The 25,192-nt window shown below is 55.2% G+C and carries 26 protein-coding genes and 1 tRNA gene; 7 read left to right on the top strand and 20 right to left on the bottom strand.

Features of this window, described 5'->3' with window-relative positions:
• Positions 1 to 68 precede the first annotated feature (68 nt).
• Positions 69 to 1,520, bottom strand: coding sequence for an oligosaccharide flippase family protein (locus EYC87_RS19050; RefSeq protein WP_279254296.1), 1,452 nt, complete (start codon positions 1,518 to 1,520; stop codon positions 69 to 71).
• A gap of 195 nt (positions 1,521 to 1,715) precedes the next feature.
• Between EYC87_RS19050 and xseB the strand changes: the two genes are divergently transcribed.
• Positions 1,716 to 1,973 carry an exodeoxyribonuclease VII small subunit gene (xseB, locus tag EYC87_RS19045; RefSeq protein ID WP_279254295.1) on the top strand — a complete coding sequence of 86 codons (258 nt, stop codon included), beginning with the start codon at positions 1,716 to 1,718 and terminating at the stop codon, positions 1,971 to 1,973.
• Positions 1,970 to 2,890 (top strand): polyprenyl synthetase family protein, encoded by a 921-nt coding sequence (locus EYC87_RS19040; protein WP_279254294.1) that lies wholly within the window; start codon positions 1,970 to 1,972, stop codon positions 2,888 to 2,890. The genes xseB and EYC87_RS19040 overlap by 4 nt, the downstream gene beginning before the upstream one ends.
• A gap of 80 nt (positions 2,891 to 2,970) precedes the next feature.
• Here the strand turns inward: EYC87_RS19040 and ribA are convergent, their stop codons facing one another.
• From ribA to glyA, 11 genes are all read right to left on the bottom strand, one after another.
• On the bottom strand, positions 2,971 to 3,576 hold the full coding sequence (ribA, locus tag EYC87_RS19035) for a GTP cyclohydrolase II (protein ID WP_423243989.1): 606 nt from the start codon (positions 3,574 to 3,576) through the stop codon (positions 2,971 to 2,973).
• A gap of 54 nt (positions 3,577 to 3,630) precedes the next feature.
• A complete protein-coding gene (locus tag EYC87_RS19030; RefSeq protein WP_279254292.1) occupies positions 3,631 to 4,329 on the bottom strand; it encodes a retropepsin-like aspartic protease family protein in 699 nt (232 codons plus the stop codon).
• Positions 4,326 to 4,802: a phosphatidylglycerophosphatase A family protein gene (locus EYC87_RS19025; protein ID WP_279254291.1), complete on the bottom strand. Its 477-nt coding sequence runs from the start codon at positions 4,800 to 4,802 to the stop codon at positions 4,326 to 4,328. The genes EYC87_RS19030 and EYC87_RS19025 overlap by 4 nt, the downstream gene beginning before the upstream one ends.
• 57 nt (positions 4,803 to 4,859) lie before the next feature.
• Positions 4,860 to 5,780, bottom strand: a complete 921-nt coding sequence (gene thiL, locus EYC87_RS19020; protein WP_279254290.1) for a thiamine-phosphate kinase — start codon at positions 5,778 to 5,780, stop codon at positions 4,860 to 4,862.
• Positions 5,781 to 5,890: 110 nt separating this feature from the next.
• Positions 5,891 to 6,349, bottom strand: coding sequence for a transcription antitermination factor NusB (nusB, locus tag EYC87_RS19015; protein WP_279254289.1), 459 nt, complete (start codon positions 6,347 to 6,349; stop codon positions 5,891 to 5,893).
• Positions 6,350 to 6,823, bottom strand: coding sequence for a 6,7-dimethyl-8-ribityllumazine synthase (gene ribH, locus EYC87_RS19010; protein ID WP_279254288.1), 474 nt, complete (start codon positions 6,821 to 6,823; stop codon positions 6,350 to 6,352). It lies immediately after the preceding gene.
• Positions 6,824 to 6,836: 13 nt separating this feature from the next.
• Positions 6,837 to 7,946: a 3,4-dihydroxy-2-butanone-4-phosphate synthase gene (gene ribB / locus EYC87_RS19005; RefSeq protein WP_279254287.1), complete on the bottom strand. Its 1,110-nt coding sequence runs from the start codon at positions 7,944 to 7,946 to the stop codon at positions 6,837 to 6,839.
• A 45-nt stretch (positions 7,947 to 7,991) separates the two neighbouring features.
• A complete protein-coding gene (locus EYC87_RS19000; RefSeq protein WP_279254286.1) occupies positions 7,992 to 8,648 on the bottom strand; it encodes a riboflavin synthase in 657 nt (218 codons plus the stop codon).
• Positions 8,649 to 8,666: 18 nt separating this feature from the next.
• Positions 8,667 to 9,782, bottom strand: a complete 1,116-nt coding sequence (gene ribD, locus EYC87_RS18995) for a bifunctional diaminohydroxyphosphoribosylaminopyrimidine deaminase/5-amino-6-(5-phosphoribosylamino)uracil reductase RibD (protein ID WP_279254285.1) — start codon at positions 9,780 to 9,782, stop codon at positions 8,667 to 8,669.
• Between the two features lie 12 nt (positions 9,783 to 9,794).
• A complete protein-coding gene (nrdR, locus tag EYC87_RS18990) occupies positions 9,795 to 10,259 on the bottom strand; it encodes a transcriptional regulator NrdR (protein WP_007228204.1) in 465 nt (154 codons plus the stop codon).
• A gap of 334 nt (positions 10,260 to 10,593) precedes the next feature.
• Entirely contained in the window at positions 10,594 to 11,856 is a 1,263-nt protein-coding gene (gene glyA / locus EYC87_RS18985) for a serine hydroxymethyltransferase (protein ID WP_007228198.1), read from the bottom strand.
• 239 nt (positions 11,857 to 12,095) lie between these two features.
• On the opposite strand from glyA, the gene ettA reads away from it, so the two are divergent.
• Together ettA and EYC87_RS18975 are read left to right on the top strand one after the other, a co-directional pair.
• A complete protein-coding gene (gene ettA / locus EYC87_RS18980) occupies positions 12,096 to 13,760 on the top strand; it encodes an energy-dependent translational throttle protein EttA (protein ID WP_279254284.1) in 1,665 nt (554 codons plus the stop codon).
• A 182-nt stretch (positions 13,761 to 13,942) separates the two neighbouring features.
• Complete coding sequence (locus EYC87_RS18975) at positions 13,943 to 14,311, top strand: PilZ domain-containing protein (protein WP_040540527.1); 369 nt, start codon at positions 13,943 to 13,945, stop codon at positions 14,309 to 14,311.
• 9 nt (positions 14,312 to 14,320) lie between these two features.
• On the opposite strand, the gene radA is transcribed toward EYC87_RS18975, so the two are convergent.
• Entirely contained in the window at positions 14,321 to 15,703 is a 1,383-nt protein-coding gene (gene radA, locus EYC87_RS18970) for a DNA repair protein RadA (protein ID WP_279254283.1), read from the bottom strand.
• Positions 15,704 to 15,828: 125 nt separating this feature from the next.
• Here radA and EYC87_RS18965 point away from each other — a divergent pair, with 125 nt between their 5' ends.
• Together EYC87_RS18965 and EYC87_RS18960 are read left to right on the top strand one after the other, a co-directional pair.
• Entirely contained in the window at positions 15,829 to 16,956 is a 1,128-nt protein-coding gene (locus EYC87_RS18965) for a DnaT-like ssDNA-binding domain-containing protein (protein WP_279254282.1), read from the top strand.
• The gene (locus EYC87_RS18960) at positions 16,868 to 17,536 is read left to right on the top strand and encodes a replication protein P (RefSeq protein ID WP_279254281.1); all 669 of its coding nucleotides are present in this window, start codon (positions 16,868 to 16,870) and stop codon (positions 17,534 to 17,536) included. The genes EYC87_RS18965 and EYC87_RS18960 overlap by 89 nt, the downstream gene beginning before the upstream one ends.
• Before the next feature lie 14 nt (positions 17,537 to 17,550).
• Here the strand turns inward: EYC87_RS18960 and dnaB are convergent, their stop codons facing one another.
• From dnaB to rnr, 7 genes are all read right to left on the bottom strand, one after another.
• On the bottom strand, positions 17,551 to 18,960 hold the full coding sequence (gene dnaB, locus EYC87_RS18955) for a replicative DNA helicase (protein WP_007228090.1): 1,410 nt from the start codon (positions 18,958 to 18,960) through the stop codon (positions 17,551 to 17,553).
• 143 nt (positions 18,961 to 19,103) lie between these two features.
• Entirely contained in the window at positions 19,104 to 19,553 is a 450-nt protein-coding gene (rplI, locus tag EYC87_RS18950) for a 50S ribosomal protein L9 (protein ID WP_007228227.1), read from the bottom strand.
• Between the two features lie 49 nt (positions 19,554 to 19,602).
• Positions 19,603 to 20,490, bottom strand: a complete 888-nt coding sequence (locus EYC87_RS18945) for a hypothetical protein (RefSeq protein ID WP_279254280.1) — start codon at positions 20,488 to 20,490, stop codon at positions 19,603 to 19,605.
• A gap of 35 nt (positions 20,491 to 20,525) precedes the next feature.
• A complete protein-coding gene (gene rpsR, locus EYC87_RS18940) occupies positions 20,526 to 20,753 on the bottom strand; it encodes a 30S ribosomal protein S18 (protein WP_007228418.1) in 228 nt (75 codons plus the stop codon).
• 15 nt (positions 20,754 to 20,768) lie between these two features.
• Positions 20,769 to 21,215 carry a 30S ribosomal protein S6 gene (gene rpsF / locus EYC87_RS18935; protein WP_279254279.1) on the bottom strand — a complete coding sequence of 149 codons (447 nt, stop codon included), beginning with the start codon at positions 21,213 to 21,215 and terminating at the stop codon, positions 20,769 to 20,771.
• A gap of 166 nt (positions 21,216 to 21,381) precedes the next feature.
• Positions 21,382 to 22,137, bottom strand: coding sequence for a 23S rRNA (guanosine(2251)-2'-O)-methyltransferase RlmB (rlmB, locus tag EYC87_RS18930; RefSeq protein ID WP_279254278.1), 756 nt, complete (start codon positions 22,135 to 22,137; stop codon positions 21,382 to 21,384).
• A 25-nt stretch (positions 22,138 to 22,162) separates the two neighbouring features.
• Positions 22,163 to 24,541 carry a ribonuclease R gene (rnr, locus tag EYC87_RS18925; RefSeq protein WP_279254277.1) on the bottom strand — a complete coding sequence of 793 codons (2,379 nt, stop codon included), beginning with the start codon at positions 24,539 to 24,541 and terminating at the stop codon, positions 22,163 to 22,165.
• Positions 24,542 to 24,753: 212 nt separating this feature from the next.
• Between rnr and EYC87_RS18920 the strand changes: the two genes are divergently transcribed.
• Positions 24,754 to 24,840 (top strand) — tRNA-Leu (locus tag EYC87_RS18920).
• Positions 24,841 to 25,192 lie beyond the last annotated feature (352 nt).

The raw sequence follows: 25,192 nt of genomic DNA, 5'->3' as shown, positions 1-25,192 counted from the left end.
ACTTCCCGCTACCTGACACCTTGTTCTGCTATCGCGACTTTAGTCAATCCCAATCAATCTAATGCGCTTCAAGCGCGTTTTGAACGCATGAGACCCCTAGCACTGCTTAACAAACTGTCTGAAACTTGACGCCAAGCCCAAACCGACCCAAAGCCGAGGGAACCCAGCATTGCGATGAGCCAGCCCTTTGATCCAGGGTCCAGTCCCACCGCTGCATACAGCGCTGCCAATATTAAAGCAACGGGCGCACAGAGTAACCTCAACAGGACCAAAAGCATACCAGAGAGCTTCGCTAACAAGATAAAATCAGCCAAGCTGCGCAGGAAAAACACCAGGGCTGCCCCAACAAGCCCCCAACTGTTAACTGCGAAAAAGAGCGAAACAAGATAAGGAAAAAATTCTAGCAAATGACACTTAGCGACCAGCTGGGCATGACCACTGGCGTGCAACAGGACCATGGGTATCCTAGCAAAGCAGTTTATCCACCACCCTACCAGTAGAATCTGCCCAGCTAGACCTGCATCTGCGGAGAAGTCTTTAGAAATCCATATCGCAAGAAAGGGCTCAAGAAAGAATAGCGCAACAGAAAAAGCCAGAGTCACCAGACCAGCAAGAGCCCTGGAACCTTTGACCGCAAGCTCCTTCCTTTGCGACTCATTGATAACGGCCAATCTTGGCAACAAGACATTTGAGATTACCGTTGCCAGGATTGAGGTCTTTTCAGCCAGCTGGAACGGAATCGTATATTGGGTTACCGCCTTTGCACCGAGCGATGCTCCAATCAAAAATCTATCAGTCATTATCATCAACGGCCCAATAACCGACGAGACAGTAAACCAACCACCGAACCTCAACAGCGCAATGGCCTCAGCCACAGAAAAAGAAAGCCGCCTCAAATTCAAGTTCAGGACTCGAAAGGCAGTAATCCCCACGATTACTGTGACCAGCAAATTGCAAACGACAGTCATGGGAATCATTGCACCAAGATTTGGCCCAAAGTAAGCGGCAGCTGCCAATGGAGCTAACTGAAAAGCCCCCGCTGAGAGTGTGCTCGCTGTGCTGAGTTCAAGAAACCGCTCCTCACCATGCAACACACCATTAAATACGCTCAAAGTCGTGGATACGGGCACAGCCAGTATCAACCAAGGCAGAGCCAATTCGATCTCGTCGCGCATTGCGCTTTCCAGCTGCATTACATGAGAAAAGTAATAGTAGGCGCTGGCCCACAATACGAGACCGCCAATCAGTCCCGAGAAAAGACCTAGAATCAGCGCACTGCCAAAAACACTTTCCTTCCCAGTAACAGTAGGCTTCGTCGCAGACGCGATGCGAATGACCGTCGCCCTGCCCAGCCCTAGATCGAACAGCGCAAAATAAGCGAGAAATATCCAAGCGATTGCCAATACGCCATATCGCGCCTGACCGGCGACACCCAACAACAGGGGTACGCTTACCAGCGTTATAATGATCGGAACTAGGGTCCCAATCAGACTGTAAAGTGAGTTGCGAACCAGTTGCACACAATCGGCCTACTTCCTCGGAAGACCCACAACTTTAGACGATTTACCCATTCGACACACCTAATTACTTAGCGGTAACCCAAGGCTGCTAGAGTCAACAAATTTGCTACGAGATCGGGAACCCAAGCCCAAGTTTTTTGCTATCAAGTTTAAGCGAGAAAGTTATAATCAGTCTTTTAGCGTGGGAAATGCATTATGACCAAAAAAAATGCGGGGCCAGACAAGAAACTGCAGGGGGTGGAGTCTCTGCTCTCCTCATTAGAGTATAAGATCCAGCAGATGGAAAGCCACAATCTCAGCTTGTCAGATGCAATGCAGGGATTTCAGGAAGGTATTGAGTTGGTTTACTCAGCACAAGCACAGCTGAAGGAAGCAGAGCAGGTGATTGCGGTCTTATCACGGAAGAGTGACGCCACCAATATAGACATCGACGAGACCTTGAGAAGAGAATGACTAAGTCTCCGCTCCAAAGACTCTACCAAGAGGTCAGCGCTCACTTAACCTCCATGCAAGAAGCCACCACAAATGACCCCGGAATGCTCGATAGCTATACCGATGGCAGCACTGCAGGCTTGAGAGTTGCCTGCAACTATGCCCTATCCGCCGAAGGAAAGCGGGTGCGTCCGCTGTTATTGTTGGGCTCGGCTCGGGCAGTCACATCACAGGGGGTGTCATCAGCAGCTTTAAGCGCTGTATCGCGCGCCATAGAAATCGTCCATATTTACTCCTTGATTCACGACGATCTGCCAGCCATGGATGACGATGACATGCGCCGCGGTAAACCCAGCCTGCACAAGGCCTTTGACGAGGCTACAGCCATTCTGGTTGGAGATGGACTACAAGCTCGCGCGTTTGAGTTGATCGCAGATGCGCCAGACATCTCCGCCGAACAAAAAGTTCGCATGGTGAAAATCCTGGCCCGGGCTGCGGGCATACGGGGCATGGTTGGCGGCCAATACACAGACATTCAGGCGGTAGACTCAGACCTTGGTCTGGAAGCACTTCAGCGTATGCACATGATGAAAACGGGGGCGCTCATTCAGGCGTCCCTGGCTTTGGGGGGTATCGCTGCCAACGCTTCAGATGAACAGCTCGAAGCGCTGGATAAATATGGCCAACATATAGGGCTGGCTTTTCAGGTGGTGGATGACATTCTCGACGTAGAGAGCGACGAAGCGACGCTAGGCAAGACTAAAGGTAAAGACGCTGCTGCCAACAAGCCGACATACGTGACATTATTGGGGCTCAACGGTGCCAAGTCCGAAGCGCGCCGTCTGTTGGCGATGTCGCTAATAGAATTAGACTCGTTCGGAGAATCAGCAGATGGGTTACGGGATTTGGCGAGGTACCTTGTCAAGAGGGATAGGTAAGTAAAGACTTTCTTCACTGAGGCTAGGTTGCATTAAGGCCTTCGCTGGGTCCCAGGGGAGCCGGGAACACGACAGGTGGCTTAGCCCTGAGCCTCGAACATATGACCCAACTTTCCAGCCTTTGTGCTGAGATACTTTTCGTTGTGAGGGTTACTGCCCGTTTCCAGCGCAATTCGCTCTACAACCTCAACACCCTGCTCTTCCAATGCCGCCACTTTACGCGGGTTATTAGTCATTAATCGCGCAGACTTGATGTTCAGGTGCGCAAACATTGGGATTAACACAGTATAGTCCCGCATATCGGCCCCAAAACCCAACTGCTCATTAGCTTCAACAGTATCAGCCCCGGCATCCTGAAGTTTGTAGGCCCTGATCTTGTTAAGCAGTCCGATACCCCGACCTTCCTGGCGGAGATAGAAAATGGCTCCTCTACCCTCCTCGGAAATTGCCTTCATCGCGGCTTGCAGTTGGTTACCGCAGTCACAACGCATGCTGAACAGCGCATCGCCAGTCAGGCATTCAGAATGGACTCTGGCCAAAACGGGCTCGCCGTTACTCAGATCACCCAGAGTAAGCACCACATGCTCCTTATTGCTCTCAGCATCTTCAAAGCCATGCATCTCGAACTCACCCCAGGCGGTGGGGAGGCGGGACGATTCTATATAGCGTGCGGTCAAAGGGCTCATCCGTTCAAAAGGGCGCGTAGTCTAACAGTTTTACGGAGAAATTAGCGAGATGGCTTACTGAGTGCGACTAAGGGTCATAACCCCCTGATTTTCTTCCATTTTGACATGGCGCAAGTAGGTCATTCCCAGCAGGACGTAGTTGGGGAATTCACCTTCGATCACTGTCGCTGGGACGTTGTTAACCTTGATTCCCCCTACGTTCACGGAACGCAGATTCAAGGACCAGGCCTTGGCCATGCCGGAGGCGGTTTCGACCCTGGCCGGGGTGGCCTGCTCGAGGTTCAGGCCGATGCGGCGGGCGTGGCTTTCGTTCATGGCGACGATGTTGGCGCCGGTGTCTACCAGCACTTCCAGTTGGCGACCATTGATTTGGGCGTTTGTGCGGTATTGGAGCATCTGATCGCGTTGGATCGTCACTAACTGTGGGGCCGGAGGCTGATAGTTAGTGCCCACTTTCCTTGATAAGCCGAGGACCATTTGTTGGCCGTCTACTTCCAGAGTAGCGGTGTTAGTGTAAGCTGAAACTAGGGTTACGCCTTTGTGGGTTTGGCCCTCTTTTAGCATTTTGCGTTCGCCGTCGATTAGGAGGATGGCGGCATTGGGCATTAGGCCTTCCAGGTCGATTTGAGGCGCGGCATTCGTGCTAATTGTATAGTGCATGCCAAGCAAAAGTAGCAAGGCCCTGATCACCCAAAAACAGGATCCCCGCGCTCGCGAGACTGACGACTCAAGTGTCTGGGAAAGCTTTTTCATGGCATCAACCATAACGCAATATGCAGGCAGGCGCAGGCCATGATGCCGGCGACAACATCGTCGATCATGATGCCGAAGCCACCGTCTACCTTCTTGTCTAACGGACCTATGGGCCAGGGTTTGGCAATATCGAATATTCTGAAAACGATGAAGCCGGCGATTATCCATGGCCAGCTGTTGGGGAGCGCCCACATGGTGATCCAGTAGCCCACGAATTCGTCCCAAACGATGCCGCCATGGTCGTGAACGCCCAGTTGTTTGCTAGCTTCGCCGCAGATCCAGATGCCGAGAATAAAGGTGATGACAACGGCCAGGGTGAAATAACCCAGAGATAAGTGAGATAAAGCCCAGTACAAGGGGACGGCTGCCAGGGTGCCGAAGGTGCCCGGGGCTTTTGGGGCCAGGCCGGAGCCGAACCCAAAGGCCAGGAATTGGGCTGGGGATTTAAGATTTGGTTTTATGGGGTCTGGCATGGGCTCCAGGCTCTGGGATCTCTGGATTCCCACCTACGCGGGAACGACGATTATAGGCTAAAAATGCTGGTATCCGGCGGTGAAGTCAATGTCTTGGTCGACTTTCACGCCCTGCCCTTTGGTTACGCGGCCGATTCGGGTGCAACCCTCGGGCGTTGGCACCTCTTCAGGCAGGGTCAAGCATAGCTCATAGTCATCACCCCCCGACAAGGCCCACTTTAATTTACTTTCACTATCCGGGTGTGAGTTCAAGGCAGATGACAGGGGCACGCGGCCACACTCGATGTCGATGCTAACACCACTGGCAGCGGCAATATGTCCTGCATCTGCCAATAAGCCATCGGAAATATCGATGGCGGAAGTCGCTTTACCCAGCAGTTCGCGACCAAGCTCTACCCGCGCTCGGGGACGGTGGAAGCGCTGCAAAAGAAACTCAGCCGCATCCGGTTCTGGATGCCATTCGCCGTTGAGAAAGGCGAGCGCCCCAGCGGCATCGCCCAAGGTGCCAGACACATAAACCAGGTCACCTACCTGGGCACCCTCTCGCAACAGGGCTTTATCTGCAGGCAAAGCGCCCATAACCTGAACACTGATAGTGAGAGGGCCTCGAGTGGTGTCACCGCCCACCAAAGGGAGTCTGTATTCAGATACGGCCTGGGCGATGCCCTGGCTGAAGGTATTGATCCAGAATTCGTCGGCTTCGGGCAGGGTCAGGGCGACAGTCATACCGATGGGCCGGGCACCCATGGCGGCGAGATCTGAGGCGGCAACTGATACGGCGCGGAAGCCTATGTCTTCCGGGAACATGTCTTCGGGGAAGTGAACTCCCTCAACCATTGTATCTACTGATGTGGCCAGGCGCTCGTTGGGCTCGAGACGGAGGATGGCGCAGTCGTCGCCTACGGAGAGGTCTACTGCGGGGCCGGCCCCCAGGGAGGAGAAGTAGCGGTAGATTAGGTCGAATTCAGAGGTGGGCATGAACGATTCCAAAGTTCGCTGGATTCAGTAATAGCGGAGCACCGCTGGCGTGGAAATAACGGTGTGATGTTGCAGTTTTCAGAACTAACGGGCGAGCTTAGCAGCGACCATCAGGCTCCAGTTTCAGCTTTACGCAACTCACGGGCCGCTTTATCCAACACACCATTAACGTACTTATGGCTCTCGCTGGCACCAAACTGCTTAGCAAGGGCGACCTCTTCGTTGATCACCACTTTATAGGGCACATCGATGCGCTCTTTAAGCTCGAAGGTGCCCATACGCAAAAGAGTGCGCTCGATCGGGTCCAGTTCCCCAATATCACGGTCTAACAAGGGCTGAAATACTGCCTCAAGCTCATCGACACAGGCGGGTACGCCGTGCAGCAGCGCCTGAAAATACTCCAGATCCACATGAGCAAAGTCGTAATCGGCCCTGAACTCGGCCTCGATGGTGTTTAACGAGGCATCGGCCATCAGCCACTGATAAAGTGCCTGCATGCCGTAATGACGGGCTTTGCGACGCTCCGCAGCCAGGGTGTTATGAGGCTTCTTAGGCGAGTTGGCGCTCATTTAGTCAAGCTTACCCAGCAGGCTGACCATTTCCAGGGCAGACATGGCGGCTTCTTCACCCTTGTTGCCGGCTTTGGTGCCAGAGCGTTCTACGGCTTGCTCGATGGTGTCTACAGTGAGGACACCGAAGGCAGTCGGTACGCCGTATTCCATGCTGACCATGGCCAGACCCTTGGTGCACTCGCCGGCCACAAATTCAAAGTGGGGAGTGCCGCCGCGGATAACTGCGCCCAGGGCGATAATGGCATCAACATCACCTTTGGCCGCGACCTTTTTGCAGACGAGCGGGATTTCGAAAGCGCCGGGGGCGCGGACGATCGTGATCTGGCTTTTGCTGACACCGTGGCGACGCAGGCAATCGATAGCGCCTTCCAGCAGGTGTTCTACAACGAAGCTGTTCCAGCGGCCCACAACGATGGTGTAGTTGCCTTTGCCGCCAGTGAAATCACCTTCTATGGTTTTGATATCGCTCATTCTCGCTTTCCTTCTAGTTATCTGGATTCACAAAATCCAGCACTTCCAGGTCAAACCCGGAGATCGCATTGTACTTGATCGGGGCGCCCATCAAATGGATTTTTCCCACGCCCATGTCACGGAGAATCTGGGAACCCAGTCCTACCGTGGTGTAACTATCGGGGTTGGCCATCGCAGCTGACGGCTCTGCGCCCAGGGCCATATCGATACTGCCCAATAGGCGCTCGGGGCTTTCATCCTTGGCCAGGATCACAATGACTCCCCGCTCATTCTCGGCAACTGCCTCCAAGCACTTAGCAATACTCCAGCTGGCACGACCTTCAACCTCACTGTTTACCAGGTCGCGTAAGGCCGATTGCACATGCACGCGGACCAGAGTGGGCTGGTCGGGGGTTATCTCCCCGCGCGACAGGGCCAAATGTACATTGCCCTCGGTCTGGTCGCGGTAGGCGGTGAGTTGGAATTCGCCGAAAGCGGTGTTGATCTTGCCCTCACGGACCCGCCATACGGTGCGCTCGTTAACCATACGGAAGTGGATCAGGTCAGCAATGGTGCCAATTTTCAGCTCGTTTTTGGCGGCGAACTCAGCCAGGGCTGGGCCATCGGCCAACGTGCCCTCTGGCGTCAAAATGTCCGTGATGACCGCGGCAGGCAACAAACCCGCCAGACGAGCGTAATCGGAAGCGGCTTCGGTGTGGCCCGCGCGAGTCAGTACTCCAGCGGGTGCTGCTTCCAATGGAAAAATATGACCGGGCTGAACAATGTCTGCAGGCTCTGCATGAGGCGCAACGGCGGCCTGCACTGTTCGGGCGCGGTCTGCGGCAGATATGCCGGTATCGATGCCCACAGAAGCTTCGATCGAAAGGGTGAAGTTAGATTTTTCGCCCATAGCGTCATCGACCATGGGCGGCAGGTCCAACTGACGGCAGCGCTCCTCGGTCAGCGTCAGGCATACCAGGCCACGAGCCTGGCGGGCCATAAAGTTTACGTGCTTATCGTCGCAATGCTCAGCGGCAACCATCACCACGCCTTCGTTATGGCTGTCGGCGTCGTCGTCCACCAGCACGACCATACGGCCCTGGCGGAGATCTGAAATGAGTTCGTCTACTGTGTTTACTTGCATGTTGGTTCCGTCGGCGTCATCGCCACAAAAGTGGAAATCACAGGATTAGGTATAGCCGTTCTCGGCCAGGGTCTGCATTGATATCGAGCCCGCACCGGGCTTGGCCGCCCCATCACCCTGCATCAATCGCTCCAAGTAGCGCGCAATTACGTCCACTTCCAAATTCAACTTGCTCCCGGGCTGATAGTCGCCAAACACCGTCTCCGCCATGGTCTGGGGGATGATATTCAGATCGAATTCAGCGCCGTTAACTGCATTCACTGTGAGGCTAGTGCCATCGACGGTGATGCTGCCTTTATGAGCGATATATTTAGCCAGGTCATCCGGCGCACGCATCACAAAGCGCCATGAGCGAGCGTCTTCTTGCAAACTAACCACTTCGCCAACACCATCCACGTGACCGGATACGATATGGCCTCCCAAGCGACTCGCTGGGGTCAGGGCTTTTTCCAGATTCACTTTGGAACCTGTCTTCAACCCACCCAGGGTCGTGAAGTTCAGGGTCTCCACCGAGACATCGGCCCAGTAGCCATCGCCCGGTAACTCGACCACAGTCAGGCAGGCACCATTAGCGGCAATGCTGTCGCCCAAATCCACGTCGCTAAGGTCCAGCTTGCCGGTGTTAATGCGCAGGCGCATATCACCCCCGGAGGGCTGCATGTCGGCAATTTCGCCAACGGCCTGAATAATGCCTGTGAACATAATCTGTCTCTGGTGTTTCTAGTACTGCGGGATAGCAGTGACACGCCAGTCGTCGCCGACCTTGCGCATATCCTCAATCTGCAGCGGGATCTTCTGCGCCATGGCCTCTAAAGGCAGATCCAGCAGCGGCCTCGCCGCGCTACCCATCAGCACGGGTGCCATGTATACGATCAATTCGTCTAAAAGGCCTTCTCGAACAAAGGCTCCCGCCAGGCGGGGGCCGCATTCTACCAGAATTTCGTTGCTTTGCCGCGCTGACAGATAGTCGATTAATTGGGCCAAATTGAGGCCATTTTCGTCACCTCCCAAGGCCAGTCGATCGACGCCGCTAGCGAAAATAGCGGTAGACGCATCGAGCTTCTCATCGTGGCAGATAAGCGTCGGCGCAGCACCATCCAGAATGGCGGCACTCGCTGGGGTTTGCAGGTTTGAGTCCAGCACCACCCGCAGTGGCTGGTTCAGGCTGGCCAATTCGGCCTCTGCCAACGGCAAGCCCAGCTCTGAGGTTCTTACCGTGAGAGAACAATCGTCTGAAAGCACAGTGCCGATGCCGGTGACCACCACGCAACTCATGGCGCGCAAACGCTGCACATCGGCCCGCGCTGCTGGCCCGGTAATCCACTGGCTCTCGCCAGAAGCCATGGCAGTGCGACCATCCAGCGACATCGCAAGCTTGGCACGCACTCTGCCTCTGCCACCAGTCATTCGGGAAATAAAGCCGGGAATCACTCTACGTGCATCGGCTTCCAGAAGGCCAACTTCCACCTCAATACCCGCGGCTCGTAATTTATCCAACCCGTTCCCGGCCACCAATGGATTGGGGTCTTCTATCGCGGCAAAGACCCTGCTGACGCCAGCAGCGATCAAGGCATCGGCACAGGGGCCTGTTTTACCGGTATGGGAACAAGGTTCCAGAGTGACGTAGGCAGTTGCACCGCTGGCGTCCCCCGCCTCTGCCAGGGCTTGGACTTCAGCGTGATTGCCACCAGCAGGTTGGGTAAAACCCTCTCCAATCACCGCGCCATCTCGCTCCAGCACACAGCCCACATGAGGATTAGGCATACAGGAATACTGCCCACGACGTGCCAGTTGCAGGGCGCGCGCCATCATACGGGTATTTAATTCGGTGGCCATGGGTTGGGGCGGTCAGTGAGACCGGGGTTCGGATTCCAGTGATTCAATGGCATCGCGAAACTCGGAAATATCTTCAAAGCTTCGGTAAACGGAGGCGAAGCGCACGTAGGCGACCTTATCCAGCTGCTTGAGATTATCCATCACCAGTTCACCCAGAATCACGGATTTAACCTCGCGCTCGCCAGTGGCACGCAGGGCATTTTTGATTTTGTTGATGACGGCTTCTATGTCTTCAGTGGAAACGGGACGTTTCTCCAGGGCGCGGGTAAAGCCGGCTCGCATTTTAGCTTCGTCGAAGGGTTCGCGGTTGCCGTTCTGCTTGATGATGCGCGGCATCACCAATTCTGCCACTTCATAGGTGGTGTAGCGCTCGCTGCAACTAAGGCATTCGCGGCGACGGCGTACCTGATCACCCTCGGCAACGAGGCGCGAGTCGATCACTTTAGTGTCTTCAGCGGCGCAGAATGGGCAGTGCATGGCGTAGTCCCTTATTGCTAAGTGGCTGAACTTTAACATATTTATGGGAACGGATCGCCAGTCGATCTGAACCGATGTCGGGCTAGGTTCTGGCTCTGGCAAATCGGGCCGTCAGAGAAGTTAGCTTTCCAGAACGGCCACAAGCTTCGCCCCGTTTTTGGGCCGCTGCGGAACTCGCCTAAAATTGCTGCGCAATTTTGAAGGCTCAAACAGTCCTCGCGGATTACACCCAAAAACGTGACTCCGCAAAAGGCGGTGGCCTGATTGTTCTGGAAAACTAACTTCTCTGCCGACCCTCAAGTCGGAAGAGAAAACACCACCTACCGTTGCGGGTTTACTTATAAACCGGGAAGCGCCCGCAGATCTCCAACACTTTGCCCTTCACCTCAGCAATCACAGCCTCGGAGGTGTCGTTCTCCAGCGACTCAAGTACGTCACACATCCAGTGAGTGAGCTGAACGGTCTCTTCCTCACCAAAACCACGGGTGGTGATCGCGGGAGTACCCACTCGCAAACCGGAGGTGATGAAAGGAGAGCGCGGATCGTTGGGGACAGCGTTCTTGTTGACCGTAATGTTGGCTTCGCCAAGCGCTGCGTCTGCATCTTTACCGGTGTAGGACTTACCGATCAGATCGACCAGCATCAGATGATTCTCGGTGCCGCCGGAAACAATATTGATGCCGCGTTCGATAAATGTTGCCGCCATGGCTTTGGCGTTACGCACTACCTGCTTCTGATACTCCACAAAATCGGGGCCCGCGGCTTCCTTGAAGGAAATTGCTTTAGCGGCGATGACGTGCATCAAGGGGCCGCCCTGGCCGCCGGGGAATACTGCGGAGTTGAACTTTTTCTCGAGCTCTTCATTGGCACGAGCGAGGATGATACCGCCGCGAGGACCGCGCAGGGTTTTGTGCGTTGTAGAGGTCACCACATCAGCGTGAGGCACTGGGTTGGGGTAAATACCTGCTGCGACCAAACCTGCCACATGAGCCATATCGACCAAAAGATAGGCGCCGACTTTATCGGCAATCTCGCGGAATCGGGCCCAATCCATAATCTGGGAGTAGGCAGAGAAACCGGCAATAATCATCTTGGGCTTGTGCTCCAATGCCAGGGCTTCTACCTGATCGTAATCGACCTCGCCGGTCTCTGCGTTCAATCCATACTGCACTGCGTTGTAGTTCTTGCCGGAAAAATTGGGCTTGGCGCCGTGAGTCAGGTGACCGCCATCAGCAAGACTCATTCCCAAAATAGTGTCGTTAGGCTTCAGCAACGCCAGGAACACGGCAGAGTTGGCCTGGGAACCGGAGTGGGGCTGAACGTTGGCGTAATCTGCACCGAACAGGGCTTTCACCCGATCAATCGCCAGGTCTTCGGCTTTATCAACGTACTCGCAACCACCGTAGTAGCGCTTGCCGGGATAGCCTTCGGCGTATTTGTTGGTCAGCACGGTACCCTGCGCCTGCATCACTCGGGGGCTGGTGTAGTTCTCAGAAGCAATCAGTTCGATGTGCTCCTCCTGGCGGCGCTCTTCTTCGCCAATGGCGCTAAAGATCTCGTCGTCAAATCCCTCGATAGTCATGCTTTTGTCGAACATGCGGTACTCCCGGCTGAGTTTGGGGGCTGGCCCCGAATAGACAAGCGCGGCATTTTACAGAATAAAAGGGGCAGGAAGAAGCAAGATTTGATGGTTTATTGGGCAGATGTTGGGGTGTGGCGCGACAAACTTCCAAATTAATCGCTCATTGTAACAATCGCGCAATCCCAACGCCGGGAATGACGGCTAATCCTGTCGCTGGTAGAATCCGAGCGTCATCATTTCACAGCGGTTTATCCATGGCTCAATACGTCTATACCATGAACCGGGTCGGCAAGATCGTGCCTCCCAAAAAACAAATTCTGAAGGACATCTCGCTGTCTTTTTTCCCCGGCGCCAAGATTGGTGTGCTGGGCCTCAACGGCTCGGGTAAGTCGACGCTGCTGCGCATCATGGCTGGTGTCGACACCGACATTATCGGTGAAGCCCGCCCCCAGCCCGGTATCAACATTGGCTACCTGCCGCAGGAACCACAGCTGGATCCTGCCAAGGACGTGCGTGGCAATGTGGAAGAAGGCGTTCAGGAAGCGACCGACGCACTGGCTGGATTGGAAAAGGTTTACGCTGACTACGCTGAACCTGATGCCGATTTCGACGCGCTGGCCAAGGAACAGGCACGCCTGGAAGATATTATTCAGGCCACCGACGCCCACAACCTGGACCACAAACTGGAGGTCGCTGCCGATGCCCTGCGCCTGCCGCCATGGGACGCTGATGTCACCACCCTCTCTGGTGGTGAGCGCCGCCGGGTCGCCCTGTGCCGCTTGCTGCTATCAAACCCCGATATGATTTTGCTGGACGAGCCCACCAACCATCTGGACGCAGAGTCCGTGGCCTGGTTGGAGCGCTTCCTCGAAGGCTTCCCCGGCACCGTGGTGGCGATCACCCACGACCGTTACTTCCTCGATAACGCCGCCGGCTGGATTCTGGAACTGGACCGGGGCTATGGCATTCCCTACGAGGGCAATTACTCCGACTGGCTGGATGCCAAGGAACAACGGCTGGAACAAGAGCAGCGCCAGGAAGCCTCGCACCAGAAAGCGATCAAGGCCGAACTGGAGTGGGTTCGCTCCAACCCCAAGGGTCGCCAGGCGAAAAGCAAAGCCCGTCTGTCACGCTTTGACGAATTGCAGTCCCAGGAATTCCAGAGCCGCAACGAGACCAATGAGATTTACATCCCCCCCGGCCCCCGCCTCGGCGACAATGTTATTGAAGTCAAAAACCTGAAGAAGGGCTTTGGCGACCGCCTGCTGTTTGATGACGTCAGCTTCGTGGTGCCTCCGGGTTCCATCGTCGGCATTATCGGCGCCAACGGTATGGGTAAGTCGACGCTGTTCAAGATCATGATTGGTGAAGAGCAGCCCGATGGTGGTGAAGTAAAAGTCGGTGAAACGGTGAAACTGGGCTACGTAGACCAATCCCGGGATGACCTCGCGGGCGAAAAAACTGTGTGGGAAGAACTGTCCGACGGCAACGACATTATCCGCATCGGCAATTACGAAGTGCAGTCCCGTTCCTACTGCGGCCGCTTCAACTTCAAGGGCTCCGATCAGCAGAAGTTTGTTAAAGACCTCTCCGGTGGTGAGCGTAATCGCTTGCACCTGGCCAAGCTTCTCAAGCAGGGCGCCAACGTATTGCTGTTGGACGAACCCACCAACGACCTGGATGTGGAAACCCTGCGCGCATTGGAAGAAGCCATACTGGCCTTCCCCGGCGCTGCCATGGTGATTTCGCACGATCGCTGGTTCCTGGACCGCATTGCCACTCACATTCTTGCCTATGAAGATGACGGCGGAGTCGTCTTCCACGAAGGTAACTTCAGTGATTATGAAGAAGACAGGAAGAAGCGATTAGGTGCAGCGGCGGATCAACCGCACCGAATCAAGTACCGCAAGCTGAAGTGACAAGCTAAGGCACTTTTACCGCGAGACACTGTGTGTTTATCGTTATCCAGCACCCACTCGCCCGGGGCCGAAGGTGGCGTTAGGCGCCATAAAGCCTCGGTTACCAATATCGCAACGTGCTATCGCCAAACCTCAATGTCGGCGCTATCATAGACAAATTCAAGCATTACAAGAGTTTCAGAATGACCGAGATTCGTAACGAACGGCGTCGTTGCACCCGCGTCGCACTAGACCTGCCCGCAGAAGTTCACCAGGGCGGTAGCATGTGGCCTCAGCGGCTCATTGATATTTCTTTGTCAGGTGTGGCAACTGATCAGCCAGATTTATGGGACGCTCAATACAATGAGCCCTTCAGCCTGATTATAAAACTGGAAGATGGTACCGACCTCGAACTTCACGCCTACCTGCAGCATGTTGAGTCAGGTCGCCTGGGTTTTGCGGTACAGCATGTTGATAAAGAGAATATTGAACCGCTAATGGCTCTGCTGGGCCAACACATGGATATCGCCACCCTGGAAGACGAACTTTCCCGTCTGGATTCTGAGAGCTAGCTCCGCCAGCTACTCCACCGCCCCCAGGGCCTCGCTCAATTTGCTAACGCCAATGACCTGCATCCCCGGGATTTCTCCCTTGGGTGCATTACCGTTGGGCACGATGGCACGCTTGAAGCCGTGTTTTGCGGCCTCCGACAGACGCTCCTGACCAGAAGGTACCGGCCGTATTTCGCCCGACAAGCCCACCTCTCCGAAGATCACCATGTCCTGGGGTAGCTGGCGATCGCGGAAGCTGGAAACAATCGCCAGCAGCAAGGCCAGGTCAGCACTGGTTTCCAGCACTTTCACCCCGCCTACCACATTGGCAAATACGTCTTGATCGCCCACTTGCAAACCACCGTGGCGATGCAGTACCGCCAGTAGCATCGCTAATCGATTTTGTTCCAAGCCGACTGCCACCCGGCGGGGGTTGCCAAGTTGGCTGTCATCGACCAGCGCCTGAATTTCCACCAGCAATGGCCTGGTACCCTCCCATACCGCCATCACGGCGGAACCGGCGGCGGGTTCGTTGCTGCGGTCGAGAAAAATCGCCGAGGGATTTTTAACCTCACGCATGCCCTGTTCAGTCATGGCGAACACACCCAGCTCGTTTACCGCACCAAAACGGTTCTTTTGCCCACGTAGGGTGCGAAAACGAGAATCGTGAGTGCCCTCCAGCAAGATGGAGCAATCGATCATGTGTTCCAACACCTTGGGACCTGCCAGCGAACCATCTTTGGTGACGTGACCCACTAAAAAAAGTACTGTGCCGGTTTGTTTGGCGAACCGCGTCAGGTAGGCGGCGCACTCGCGCACCTGGGAAACGCTCCCCGGTGCGGAACTTATTTCATCGGTATGCACCACCTGAATAGAATCCACCACCAGCACTTTCGGCTTGAACTCCTGAGCGGCGGCGACAATGGTTTCCACATTGGTCTCAGACATCAAGCGCAGTTTTTCGGTGGGCAACTGCAAGCGTTGGGCGCGCATCGCCACCTGCTGCAAAGACTCTTCCCCGGTAATGTAGAGCCCCTCCATCGACTGGGAGAGATGGCACATAGTCTGCAGCAGCAAGGTGCTCTTACCCGCCCCAGGGTTACCGCCTACCAACACTGACGAGCCCGGAACCAGACCACCGCCCAGCACCCGGTCAAACTCCTCGGCGCCAGCGGAAAAGCGCGGCAGGTCGTTGAGGTCTATGTCTTTTAACACCTGCGCCGAAGACAAAGCACCGGCGAATCCCGCCCGACTGGCGGTGACACCACTGCCCGCGCGGCCTGAACCCTTGGCGGGACCCAGCCTGATTTCGGTAATGCTATTCCATTCACCACAATCGGAGCATTGACCCTGCCACTTGGCGTAGTCAGAGCCGCATTCGTTGCAGACAAACGCTGTTTTTTGTTTAGCCAATTTTAAGTTTCCAAACCACTTTGCCATCACCTACTGGTAGAAACCGGGTAATGGACCTGTTATCACTGTATGTCAGCGCCCAACAGCGGTATCCTAGCAGACCGCTCACGAAAACAGTTAGAAGCATGTCCAATTCCTCCCTGGTCCCCGAACGACAGCTGGTGTTCTCACCCGGCCTGGCGGCGACTATCGGGCTGGAAGAATCGATCTTACTGCAACATCTGCAGGCACTGTTTGAGCACCGTCAGGCCCAGGAGCGGGACAACTATGCCTGGCTTAGCGTGGAGCGGGATTATCTGCTGACCACACTGCCCTTCTGGAACGCCGTGGATTTGCATCGCATCACCCGCAGTCTGGTCGACAAGGGCGTCATGTTGATGGAATCCCCACCCCTGCATAGCAGCGAGAAGCTGGTGTTTGCGCTCAATGAGCCGGTACGTGCCCACCAACCTGCGCCGCCACCAGAACCTGAGCCCGCGCCGACCCGACGCGGTGCAGCTTTACTCCCGGTGCACTGGTCGCCCAGTGAAGACCTGCTGCAGCTCATGGCGCTCAACCACAACATACCTCGTCAGTTTTCGCTGGATCAACTGGAAGATTTCATCTTTTACTGGCGCGAGCGTGGCGAGACGTCACACGCCTGGGAAAACAAATTCCGCCAGCACGTCACCAACAACTGGCGCAGGAAACAGCAAACCGGTGCGTCGGAGTTCCAGGTCAGGCAGCCCATGGCGCTGGATAACCACTGGCGACCCAGCATGGATGCCATGGAGATCATGGAACGTGGCGGCATTTCCAGGGACTTTATCGAACAGGCCGTTCCCGAATTCATCCTGTACTGGCGTGAGCGCGGTGCGGCGCCCAAAGAACTGAATTCCAAATTCATTCAGCACATTCGCATTCAATGGGCGCGCTACAGCTCCAGCCTGGAACACAGCACTGAGCCCAAGCGCATTGTCGACCACTGGCAGCCCAGCGATGATGTTTACGATATTCTGCGCATGTCGCATATCGATCTGGACTTCGCACGCAGCCTGTTGCCGGAGTTTATCGTCTACTGGAAAGACTCTAACCAAACGCATACCTCGTGGAACAGCAAGTTTCTGCAACACGCGAAATATCATTGGGCCAAGCGCCACCAACTGCAACAAACGGAAAACAGCCATGGCGGACAGCAGGGATCTCATTCAACAGGTCGCACAAGAGATAGAAGCCTCGAAGACGACCTCAACGACACCAGCTGGGCAAGCTAAGTCGAAAAACCAGGCCACCGAGGGCCACGTAGAGGCCATTAACCAGGTCTTTGCTCTGTTTCGTCTCAATTATCACAACCAGTATTACGCTGCCTATCCGGACGCCAGCCAGATCAGCCAGATCAAAAAGCTGTGGCTGGAGTCATTGGCCGATTTTCCGGTAGAGCAAATTCTCAAAGGCGCCAAGCATGCCATCGAGAACAGTGAGTACCTGCCCACCCTGCATCGTATGATCGAGTGCTGCCAGGCAGGCCTGATCGAATTCGGTCTGCCCGCACCCCACGATGCTTACATTGAAGCCTGCCAGGCGCCCTCCCCGAAATCGGCACAGCACTGGAGCCATCCGGCAGTGTATTTAGCCGGACGAGACAGCGACTGGTTTTTCCTTGCCAATAATCAGGAGCGAATCACCTGGCCCGTGTATCGCGAGCACTACCAGCGCTATTGTGCGGCGGTATTAAGGGGAGAGGAACTGCTGATTCCTGCCCCGGAGGCCATTGAAAAAGAGGCTGCGGAGCCACTGTCTAAAGATGAGCAGATGACGGAGTTGAAAAAGCTTCGGGAAGAGTCGGGGCTGTAAGATAACGAGACTTGCTAGTAATCGTCAGAAAATCCTCTGGCTAGATTTTCAAAGCGGGTGTATTGACCGATAAAGGCCAGACGGCAGGAACCGATGGGGCCATTACGCTGCTTGCCGATAATAATTTCAGCCACACCCTTGTCGGGTGAATCCTCGTTGTAGACCTCATCCCGATAGATGAACATGATGACATCGGCATCCTGCTCGATGGCGCCAGACTCACGCAGGTCGGAGTTGACCGGACGCTTGTTGGGGCGCTGCTCCAGGGAGCGGTTGAGCTGTGACAGGGCCACCATAGGACACTCAAACTCCTTGGCGATGGCTTTTAGCGAGCGGGAAATTTCAGAAATTTCAGCTGTACGACCTTCGGAAGAGCCCGCCACCTGCATCAGCTGCAGGTAATCGATCATCACCATGCCTAACTCACCATTATTCTCGCGCACAACCTTACGAACCCGGCTACGCACTTCAGTGGGAGTCAGCGCAGGGGTATCGTCGATATAAAGCGGCACATCGCGCAGCTTGTTTACCGCCGTTGTCAGCTTGGGCCAGTCTTCCTGTTCCAGCTTACCGTTACGAATACGAGTTTGATCGATACGCCCAATGGAAGACAGCATACGGATAATCAGCTGATCCGCGGGCATCTCCATAGAAAACACCAGAATCGGCTTCTTCTGCGCCATTACCGCATTTTCCACCAGGTTCATGGCGAAGCTGGTTTTACCCATCGAGGGTCTTCCAGCCACAATCACCAGATCGGATTTCTGCAAACCGGAGGTCATACCATCGAGGTCCTTGAAACCAGTGGTAATGCCAGTGATGTCGCCGCCTGAATTGAACAGCTCGTCGATACGGTCCAGCGCCCGCTTTAGCAGTGGGTTCACCTCCTGCGGGCCGCCAGATTTGGGTCCCTGTTCGCCGATCTGCATGATCAGGCGCTCTGCCTCATCGATCAGATCGGTGGAGGTGCGCCCTTCCGGATTAAAGCCAGAATCAGCTATATCCTGCGCGGCTTCAATCAACTTGCGCAAACTGGCGCGCTCGCGCACCACTTGAGCGTAAGCTCGAATATTTGATGCACTCGGGGTGTTCTGGGCGAGCTCTGCAAGGTACGGCAGGCCGCCAGCGCCCTCAAGCTCTCCCAGAGCTTCGAGCTTGTCAGCCACAGTGATGACATCTACCGGTTCAGCCGCTTCAGCCAAACGGGAAATTTCTCGGAAAATTGATCGATGCGAAGGCCGATAAAAGTCTGTTGGCGCGACTTCCTCCGCTACCGAGTCCCACGCGTCTGCTGACAGCAGTAGCCCGCCCAACACGGACTGCTCTGCCTCCAACGAATGGGGCTGCATTTTAATACGCGCGAGCTCGCCATCAGAGGCACTGGGCATCTCAGAGACATTGGGTGGATAGTCGTGGTCTTCCATGGATCGCTATTTCTTATAGGGCCAGACAGATTAACCAATATTATCGGCTCCGTCATTCTTCAGGCACAAAAAATGCACCGACCACTGAGTGATCGGTGCATCTTCAAGTCCCTGAGTACCCGCCGAGGCGGATACCAAGAGTCTTACTCTGGTACAACCGCCAGGGCGATGATCGCAGTCACGTCACCGTGAACCTGAACGTTGATCTCGTACTCACCCAGTTCGCGCAGTGCACCTTCAGGAAGGCGAACTTCGGACTTGTCGATGGCAACGCCGGCAGCAGTGACCGCATCGGCGATATCGCGAGTACCGATAGAGCCAAACAGCTTGCCTTCTTCCCCTGCGTTCGCCGGAATAGTCACCAGCTGCATTTCGTTCAGGGTAGCAGCGCGAGCTTCGGCGGCCGCTAGTGAATCGGCAGCAGCAGCTTCCAACTCAGCGCGACGCGCTTCAAACTTGGCAACTGCATCTTCAGTGGCAGGTACAGCCTTGCCCTGAGGGATCAGGTAGTTGCGGCCAAAACCGGCCTTGACGTCAACCTTGTCGCCCAGGCCACCCAGGTTGCTGATGTTCTCCAGCAAAATGACTTCCATCTTACTTTCCTCGTTATGGGGAGCACGCTCCCTCTACTTCAAAATTTCGTTAATCGTCTTCGCCGGAGCTGACATCGGTACCGGGCTTGCCGGTCCAGCGCTGGCGAAAATCAAACCAGCTGTCTGCGATAGCAACGAACACCACCATTAGTTTTACCGGATCCAAAAGCAGCCAGGCCAGGTAAAAGCCAATCAGCCATCCTGTACCCTTCCCCTTCGCAAGGACCCTCGCATGAACCAGTGCCAATCCGGCAAAGTTCAGCGGCAATAAAGCAATCACTGCCCAGGTGCGGTATTCCGGGCCCAGCCCAGACAGCGCAGCGGCTGCCAGTGCCATCGCTGTGGCGACCGCCGGGGTATAGCGAAGGAGCCTGAACTCACCGCCGAAACCACCCGGGTTGTATAACGCTGCCTGCCAATAGCGTGCCAAAAGCAAGCACAGTATCGACATTGTCCCGGTACCCGCTCCCAACATTCCGGCTATTTGCACGGCGGTGGGACGCGGCAGTTGCACGGCGTCTCCTCCCTGGGATAGTTGCTGCTCCAAGTTGGCAAGAAAATCGCCAAACAGAGTTACCATCTGCTCCAGATAGGGGCCACCAAAGGCCACCAGCGCCAGGCCACTCAGGGCACCGACCGCGATGCCGGTCAACACCGACAACGACAAGCTCACCGTGGTTCGCAACACCATTGCCAGCGCGGTCGTCCCCACAATCAGAGCGAGTGGACCGCTGTCGCCAACGGCATACAGCAAGACCCCGGAGGGCAGCAGAGCCCACAACAATAACTGGGCTCCATTCCCCACGCCTTTACGCAGGGTGATCAGTGCAATAACCGCAGCACTAATCCAACAAAACAAAATGCTTCCGGACCCACCTACGGCAAGTAGTAGGGCCTGAAAGCGCCCGCGCATGGCAAATTCAGCAATCGCCTTCATTCAGGCCTCACTGCTTGCGACACGGGTCAGGACTCTTACTGGTGCGAATCCGTGTAAGGCAGCAGAGCCAGGAAACGCGCGCGCTTCACTGCAGTAGCCAGCTGACGCTGATACTTTGCTTTGGTACCTGTAATACGGCTAGGTACAATCTTGCCGGTTTCGGAAACGTAAGCTTTCAGGGTCTCAAGATCCTTGTAATCGATCTCTTTAACGCCTTCGGCGGTGAACTTGCAGAACTTACGGCGACGGAAAAAACGGGCCATGGTATTACTCCTCTATTACTCTTCGGAGGCGGCTTCAGGAGCCGGCTCTGCTGCTGTTTCTTCTTCAGCGGGCATTTCCTCGGCGACGGGCGCCTCGGCAGCTTTACGCTCTTCGTAACGGGTCTTGCGCTCGCGGGACTCTTTCTCTGCCTTCATGATGAAGGACTCATCAGTGACAGACTCGTCGCGACGGATCACCAGATTACGGATCACAGCATCGTTGAAACGGAAGGTAGTGGTCAGTTCGTCCAGCGCTTCATTGGAAGCTTCCACATTCATCAGCACGTAATGTGCTTTGTGGATCTTGTTGATGGGGTATGCCAGTTGACGGCGGCCCCAATCTTCCAGGCGATGAACACTGCCGCCATCCTTCTGGATAGCGGCGGAGTAGCGCTCGATCATGCCAGGCACTTGCTCAGACTGGTCCGGATGGACCATAAATACGATTTCGTAATGACGCATATAGCAGCTCCTTACGGGTTAATGCTGACCGTCACTTCAAAGAAGGCGATGCAGCAAGGAGGATCGGCAGCTCAGGGCCACCGGGCAAATTTTGAGGCGCGGATTGTATATAGTTTGAGCAGGGCGCGCAAGGGGTGGTTTGGACACGCACCGCGGGGCAGTTTCGTCACCCCCGTTGCCTGACCACCTCGAATAAACAGACGCCGGTGGCCACCGACACATTGAGACTACTGACTGACCCCGACATGGGTAGTTTGATCAAAAAGTCACAATGCTCGCGGGTTAAACGGCGCAGTCCTGCACCTTCAGCGCCCATTACCAGCGCCATAGAGCCTGTTAAGTCGTTGTCATATATCGATTTCTCAGCTTCTCCGGCAGCCCCGTATATCCACACCTGGCGCTCCTTTAGGGCATCCAGGGTGCGGGAAATATTGGTCACCCGCACGAATGGCACGACTTCACCGGCGCCGCAGGCCACTTTGCGAACCGTGGGCGAAAGATCAGCCGATTTATCTTTGGGCACGACGACGGCATCAACACCAGCCGCGTCGGCACTGCGAAGGCACGCTCCGAGGTTGTGAGGGTCGGTGACTCCGTCTAAAACCAGAATCAACACGGGGCTATCTTTTTCATCAACCATGCGCAGCAGGTCGGACTCTTGCCACAGGTTGGCCTGCTGTGTATCTCCGTGGACGGGGTCACTCAGGGTTTCAGCTACCACCCCCTGGTGGCGGCCTCTCACCATGTCATCGAGGTCTTTACGCGACTCCCTCGCCATGGGTACACCCTGGTTCTGGGCCAATTCCAACAGCGAGGCAATGCGCTTGTCCTCACGCCCCTGCTGCACCCATAGGCGCTGCACGGACTTGGGGTTTTGGCGCAGCAGGCTATCAACCGCATGGATTCCGTATATGTATTGCATAGTTATATGATGATCATCTGAGGGGCTAGTAACGCTTTCTCAATCCAGTCTTACCCTTGGATTTCTTCTTACCCGGTGCGGCTGTCTTCTTTTTGCGCGAACCGGATGGCTTCTTCCCGCCTTTCTTGGTGTGATGTTTTTGGGGCTTGTCACCACCGGAGCCGCCCTTGGCCTTTTTCGGCGGCTTGGAATCCAGCAATTCCAGGTCGATCTTGCGGTCATCCAGGTCAACCCGAGCCACCTGCACCCGCACCTTGCCGCCGAGCTGGAAACTGCGACCGCTGCGCTCACCAGTGAGACGTTGCCTGGCGGCGTCAAAATTATAGTAGTCGCCTGGCAGCGCGGTGATATGCACCAGGCCTTCTATATAGATGTCGACCAGCTCTACAAACAGGCCAAAACTGGTGACCGCGGCAATGACCCCATCGAATTCGTCACCGACATGGTCTTGCAGGTACTCGCACTTAAGCCAGGCGTTAACTTCCCGGGTGGCATCATCGGCTCGACGCTCCGCCATGGAACTATGCTCACCAAGTACTACCATCGCAGCGACGTCATAGGGAAAAATGCGCTTTGTGGGAATGGGCTCTGCACCCTTGATCCTGTGCACCGATATCGCCTTGTCGGTTGACCGGATTCGGTGACGGATACCGCGGTGCACCAGCAAGTCGGGATAGCGGCGGATAGGAGAAGTGAAATGGGCATAAGCGTCGTAATGCAGACCAAAGTGACCATTGTTTTCGGGCTGGTACACCGCCTGACTGAGCGAACGCAGCAACATAGTCTGGATCACGTGAGCGTCATCTCTGTCTTTTACCTGTGCCAGCAGTTCCTGATAATGCACGGGCGTGGGCTTGACCCCACCGGCAAGATTCAGACCTAACTCACCGAGAAACTTACGCAGGTTCTCCAGCTTTTCTTCATTCGGTCCCTCGTGCACGCGATACAGCATGGGAACTTCGTTGGCTTCGAAGAAACCCGCCGCCGCTACGTTAGCGCACAACATACATTCTTCAATCAGCTTGTGAGCGTCGTTGCGCACCACCGGCACAATAGCGTCGATTTTCTTTTGGTCGTCAAAGATGATCCTGGTTTCTACCGTTTCAAAGTCGATTGCACCGCGCACATCACGTGCACCGCGCAGCGCTTTGTACAGGTCATGCAAACGCCGCAGATCAGACTCACGACCTGCATCCACATCAGGGTGATTGCCATTTTCCAATACGGCGCCTACCTGAGTGTAGGTGAGCCGGGCATGGGAATGAATGACCGACTCATAAAACTGGTACTTTCCCAGCGCTCCGGCATTGCTGATTTCCATCTCGCAGACCATCGCCAGACGGTCGACCATGGGCTTGAGTGAACAGAGCCCATTCGACAAGGCCTCAGGCAACATCGGCACCACGCGCTCGGGAAAATACACTGAGGTGGCGCGCTTATTGGCTTCCTCATCGAGCGCAGAACCGGGCCGCACGTAGTGACAAACATCAGCAATTGCCACCCAAAGTCGCCAGCCACCGCCGCTGGCGGTCTCGCAGTAGACCGCATCATCAAAATCGCGGGCATCTTCGCCATCAATAGTCACGAAGGCAAGATGACGCAAGTCCTTGCGATTCAACTTGTCTTGCTCTGCGGGTTCTTCAGCAAGAGCCCCAGCCTCTGCTAACACGTCTTCTGGCCACTCCCAGGGAATATCATGGGATCGAATAGCCACGTCGATTTCCAGGCCGGGATCCATATGATCACCGAGTATCTCGGAAATTCGCGCCTTGGCACCCAGTTTTCGCGTGGGATAGTCGGTGATTTCAGCGCTGACGATCTGGCCATTTTTGGCGCCGTTTTTCTCTTTCGGTGGAATCAGGAACTGGTTGGTAAGGCGGCCGTTATCGGGGATGACAAAGCCGATACCGCTCTCTTCCTGGTAGCGACCTACCACGGTGGTCACACCGCGTTTAAGTACTTCAATAATCTTGCCCTCTGGACGACCGCGTCGATCCTCGCCGGTAATGAGAATCAGGACCTCATCACCGTCAAATACAAAGTTCATCTGCCGAGAGCTCAGGTAGATGTCGTCGCCCTCTCCCAAGGGCATGGCAAAGCCATAGCCATCGCGATGGCCCTGTACCTTGCAGTGCACCAGGTTCATTTTATCCACCAGACCATAGGCGCCCTTGCGGTCCGACATCACCTGTCCGTCTCGCTCCATGGCCCGCAGGCGCTTGCGCAGTGCGTCTATAGGCTCTGGTGCTGTCAGGTGGAGCTGCTTACAGAGCTGCTTGTGGTTCAGCGGCTTTTTCGCCGCCTGCAGCACCTCGAGAATAATCTCGCGGCTGGGGATCGGATTTTCGTATTTGGCGGCCTCACGTTCTGCGTGAGGGTCGGCAATTTTGCCTTTTTTGGCCATATTATTGGGGGCCTGCATTAGAGTCTTGGGAGGTAAGCGGCCTTTGTCAGCCACCCGTTGACGGGTATCCAAAAAAGCCAATATAAAGCTGGGCTTTTAAGCACTAACCGCCCGGATGTCTGTATTATACGCGAGGATTGACAAAGCCGCGCGGTAAAAGTACAGTGCGCGCCCTTAGGTATTCCCGCTGTTTCTCGCGGCTATACCTTGAAGCCCAGGTGGTGAAATTGGTAGACACGCTAGCTTCAGGTGCTAGTGCTCGCAAGGGCGTGGAGGTTCAAGTCCTCTTCTGGGCACCATTTCTTAGAGTCTGATTTTCCTGACTTTTTTCTTAAAATAAACGCAACACCCCTTGGTGGGGCGTTCTATGTTGAGGCCATTCTGAGACCAAATTGAGACCATTTGAGACCATCGCGTCTTAAACGGGCTCTCTCGCGGCAGCTTCACGGGCAATTTCCCATCCGCCTGCAGCCTTTCTCAGTCCCGGTACTTTCCAGTTCAGCGTATGACGAACTGGGAGGAACTGTATCCCGTCAGCCACGATGGTACCAAATGACTTGATTTGCTAAGAGAGACTTCTGCTACTTTTAAACTGAAGTACAGGAGCATCATCATGAGCATGTCAAACACCGAAAAGACGGTCAAGGATAT

This window comes from Candidatus Seongchinamella marina (assembly GCF_026262685.1).
GTDB lineage: Bacteria > Pseudomonadota > Gammaproteobacteria > Pseudomonadales > Halieaceae > Halioglobus > Halioglobus marinus.
Note: the sequence above shows the minus strand (reverse complement) of the source record. Positions and strands in the feature narration are given on the sequence as shown.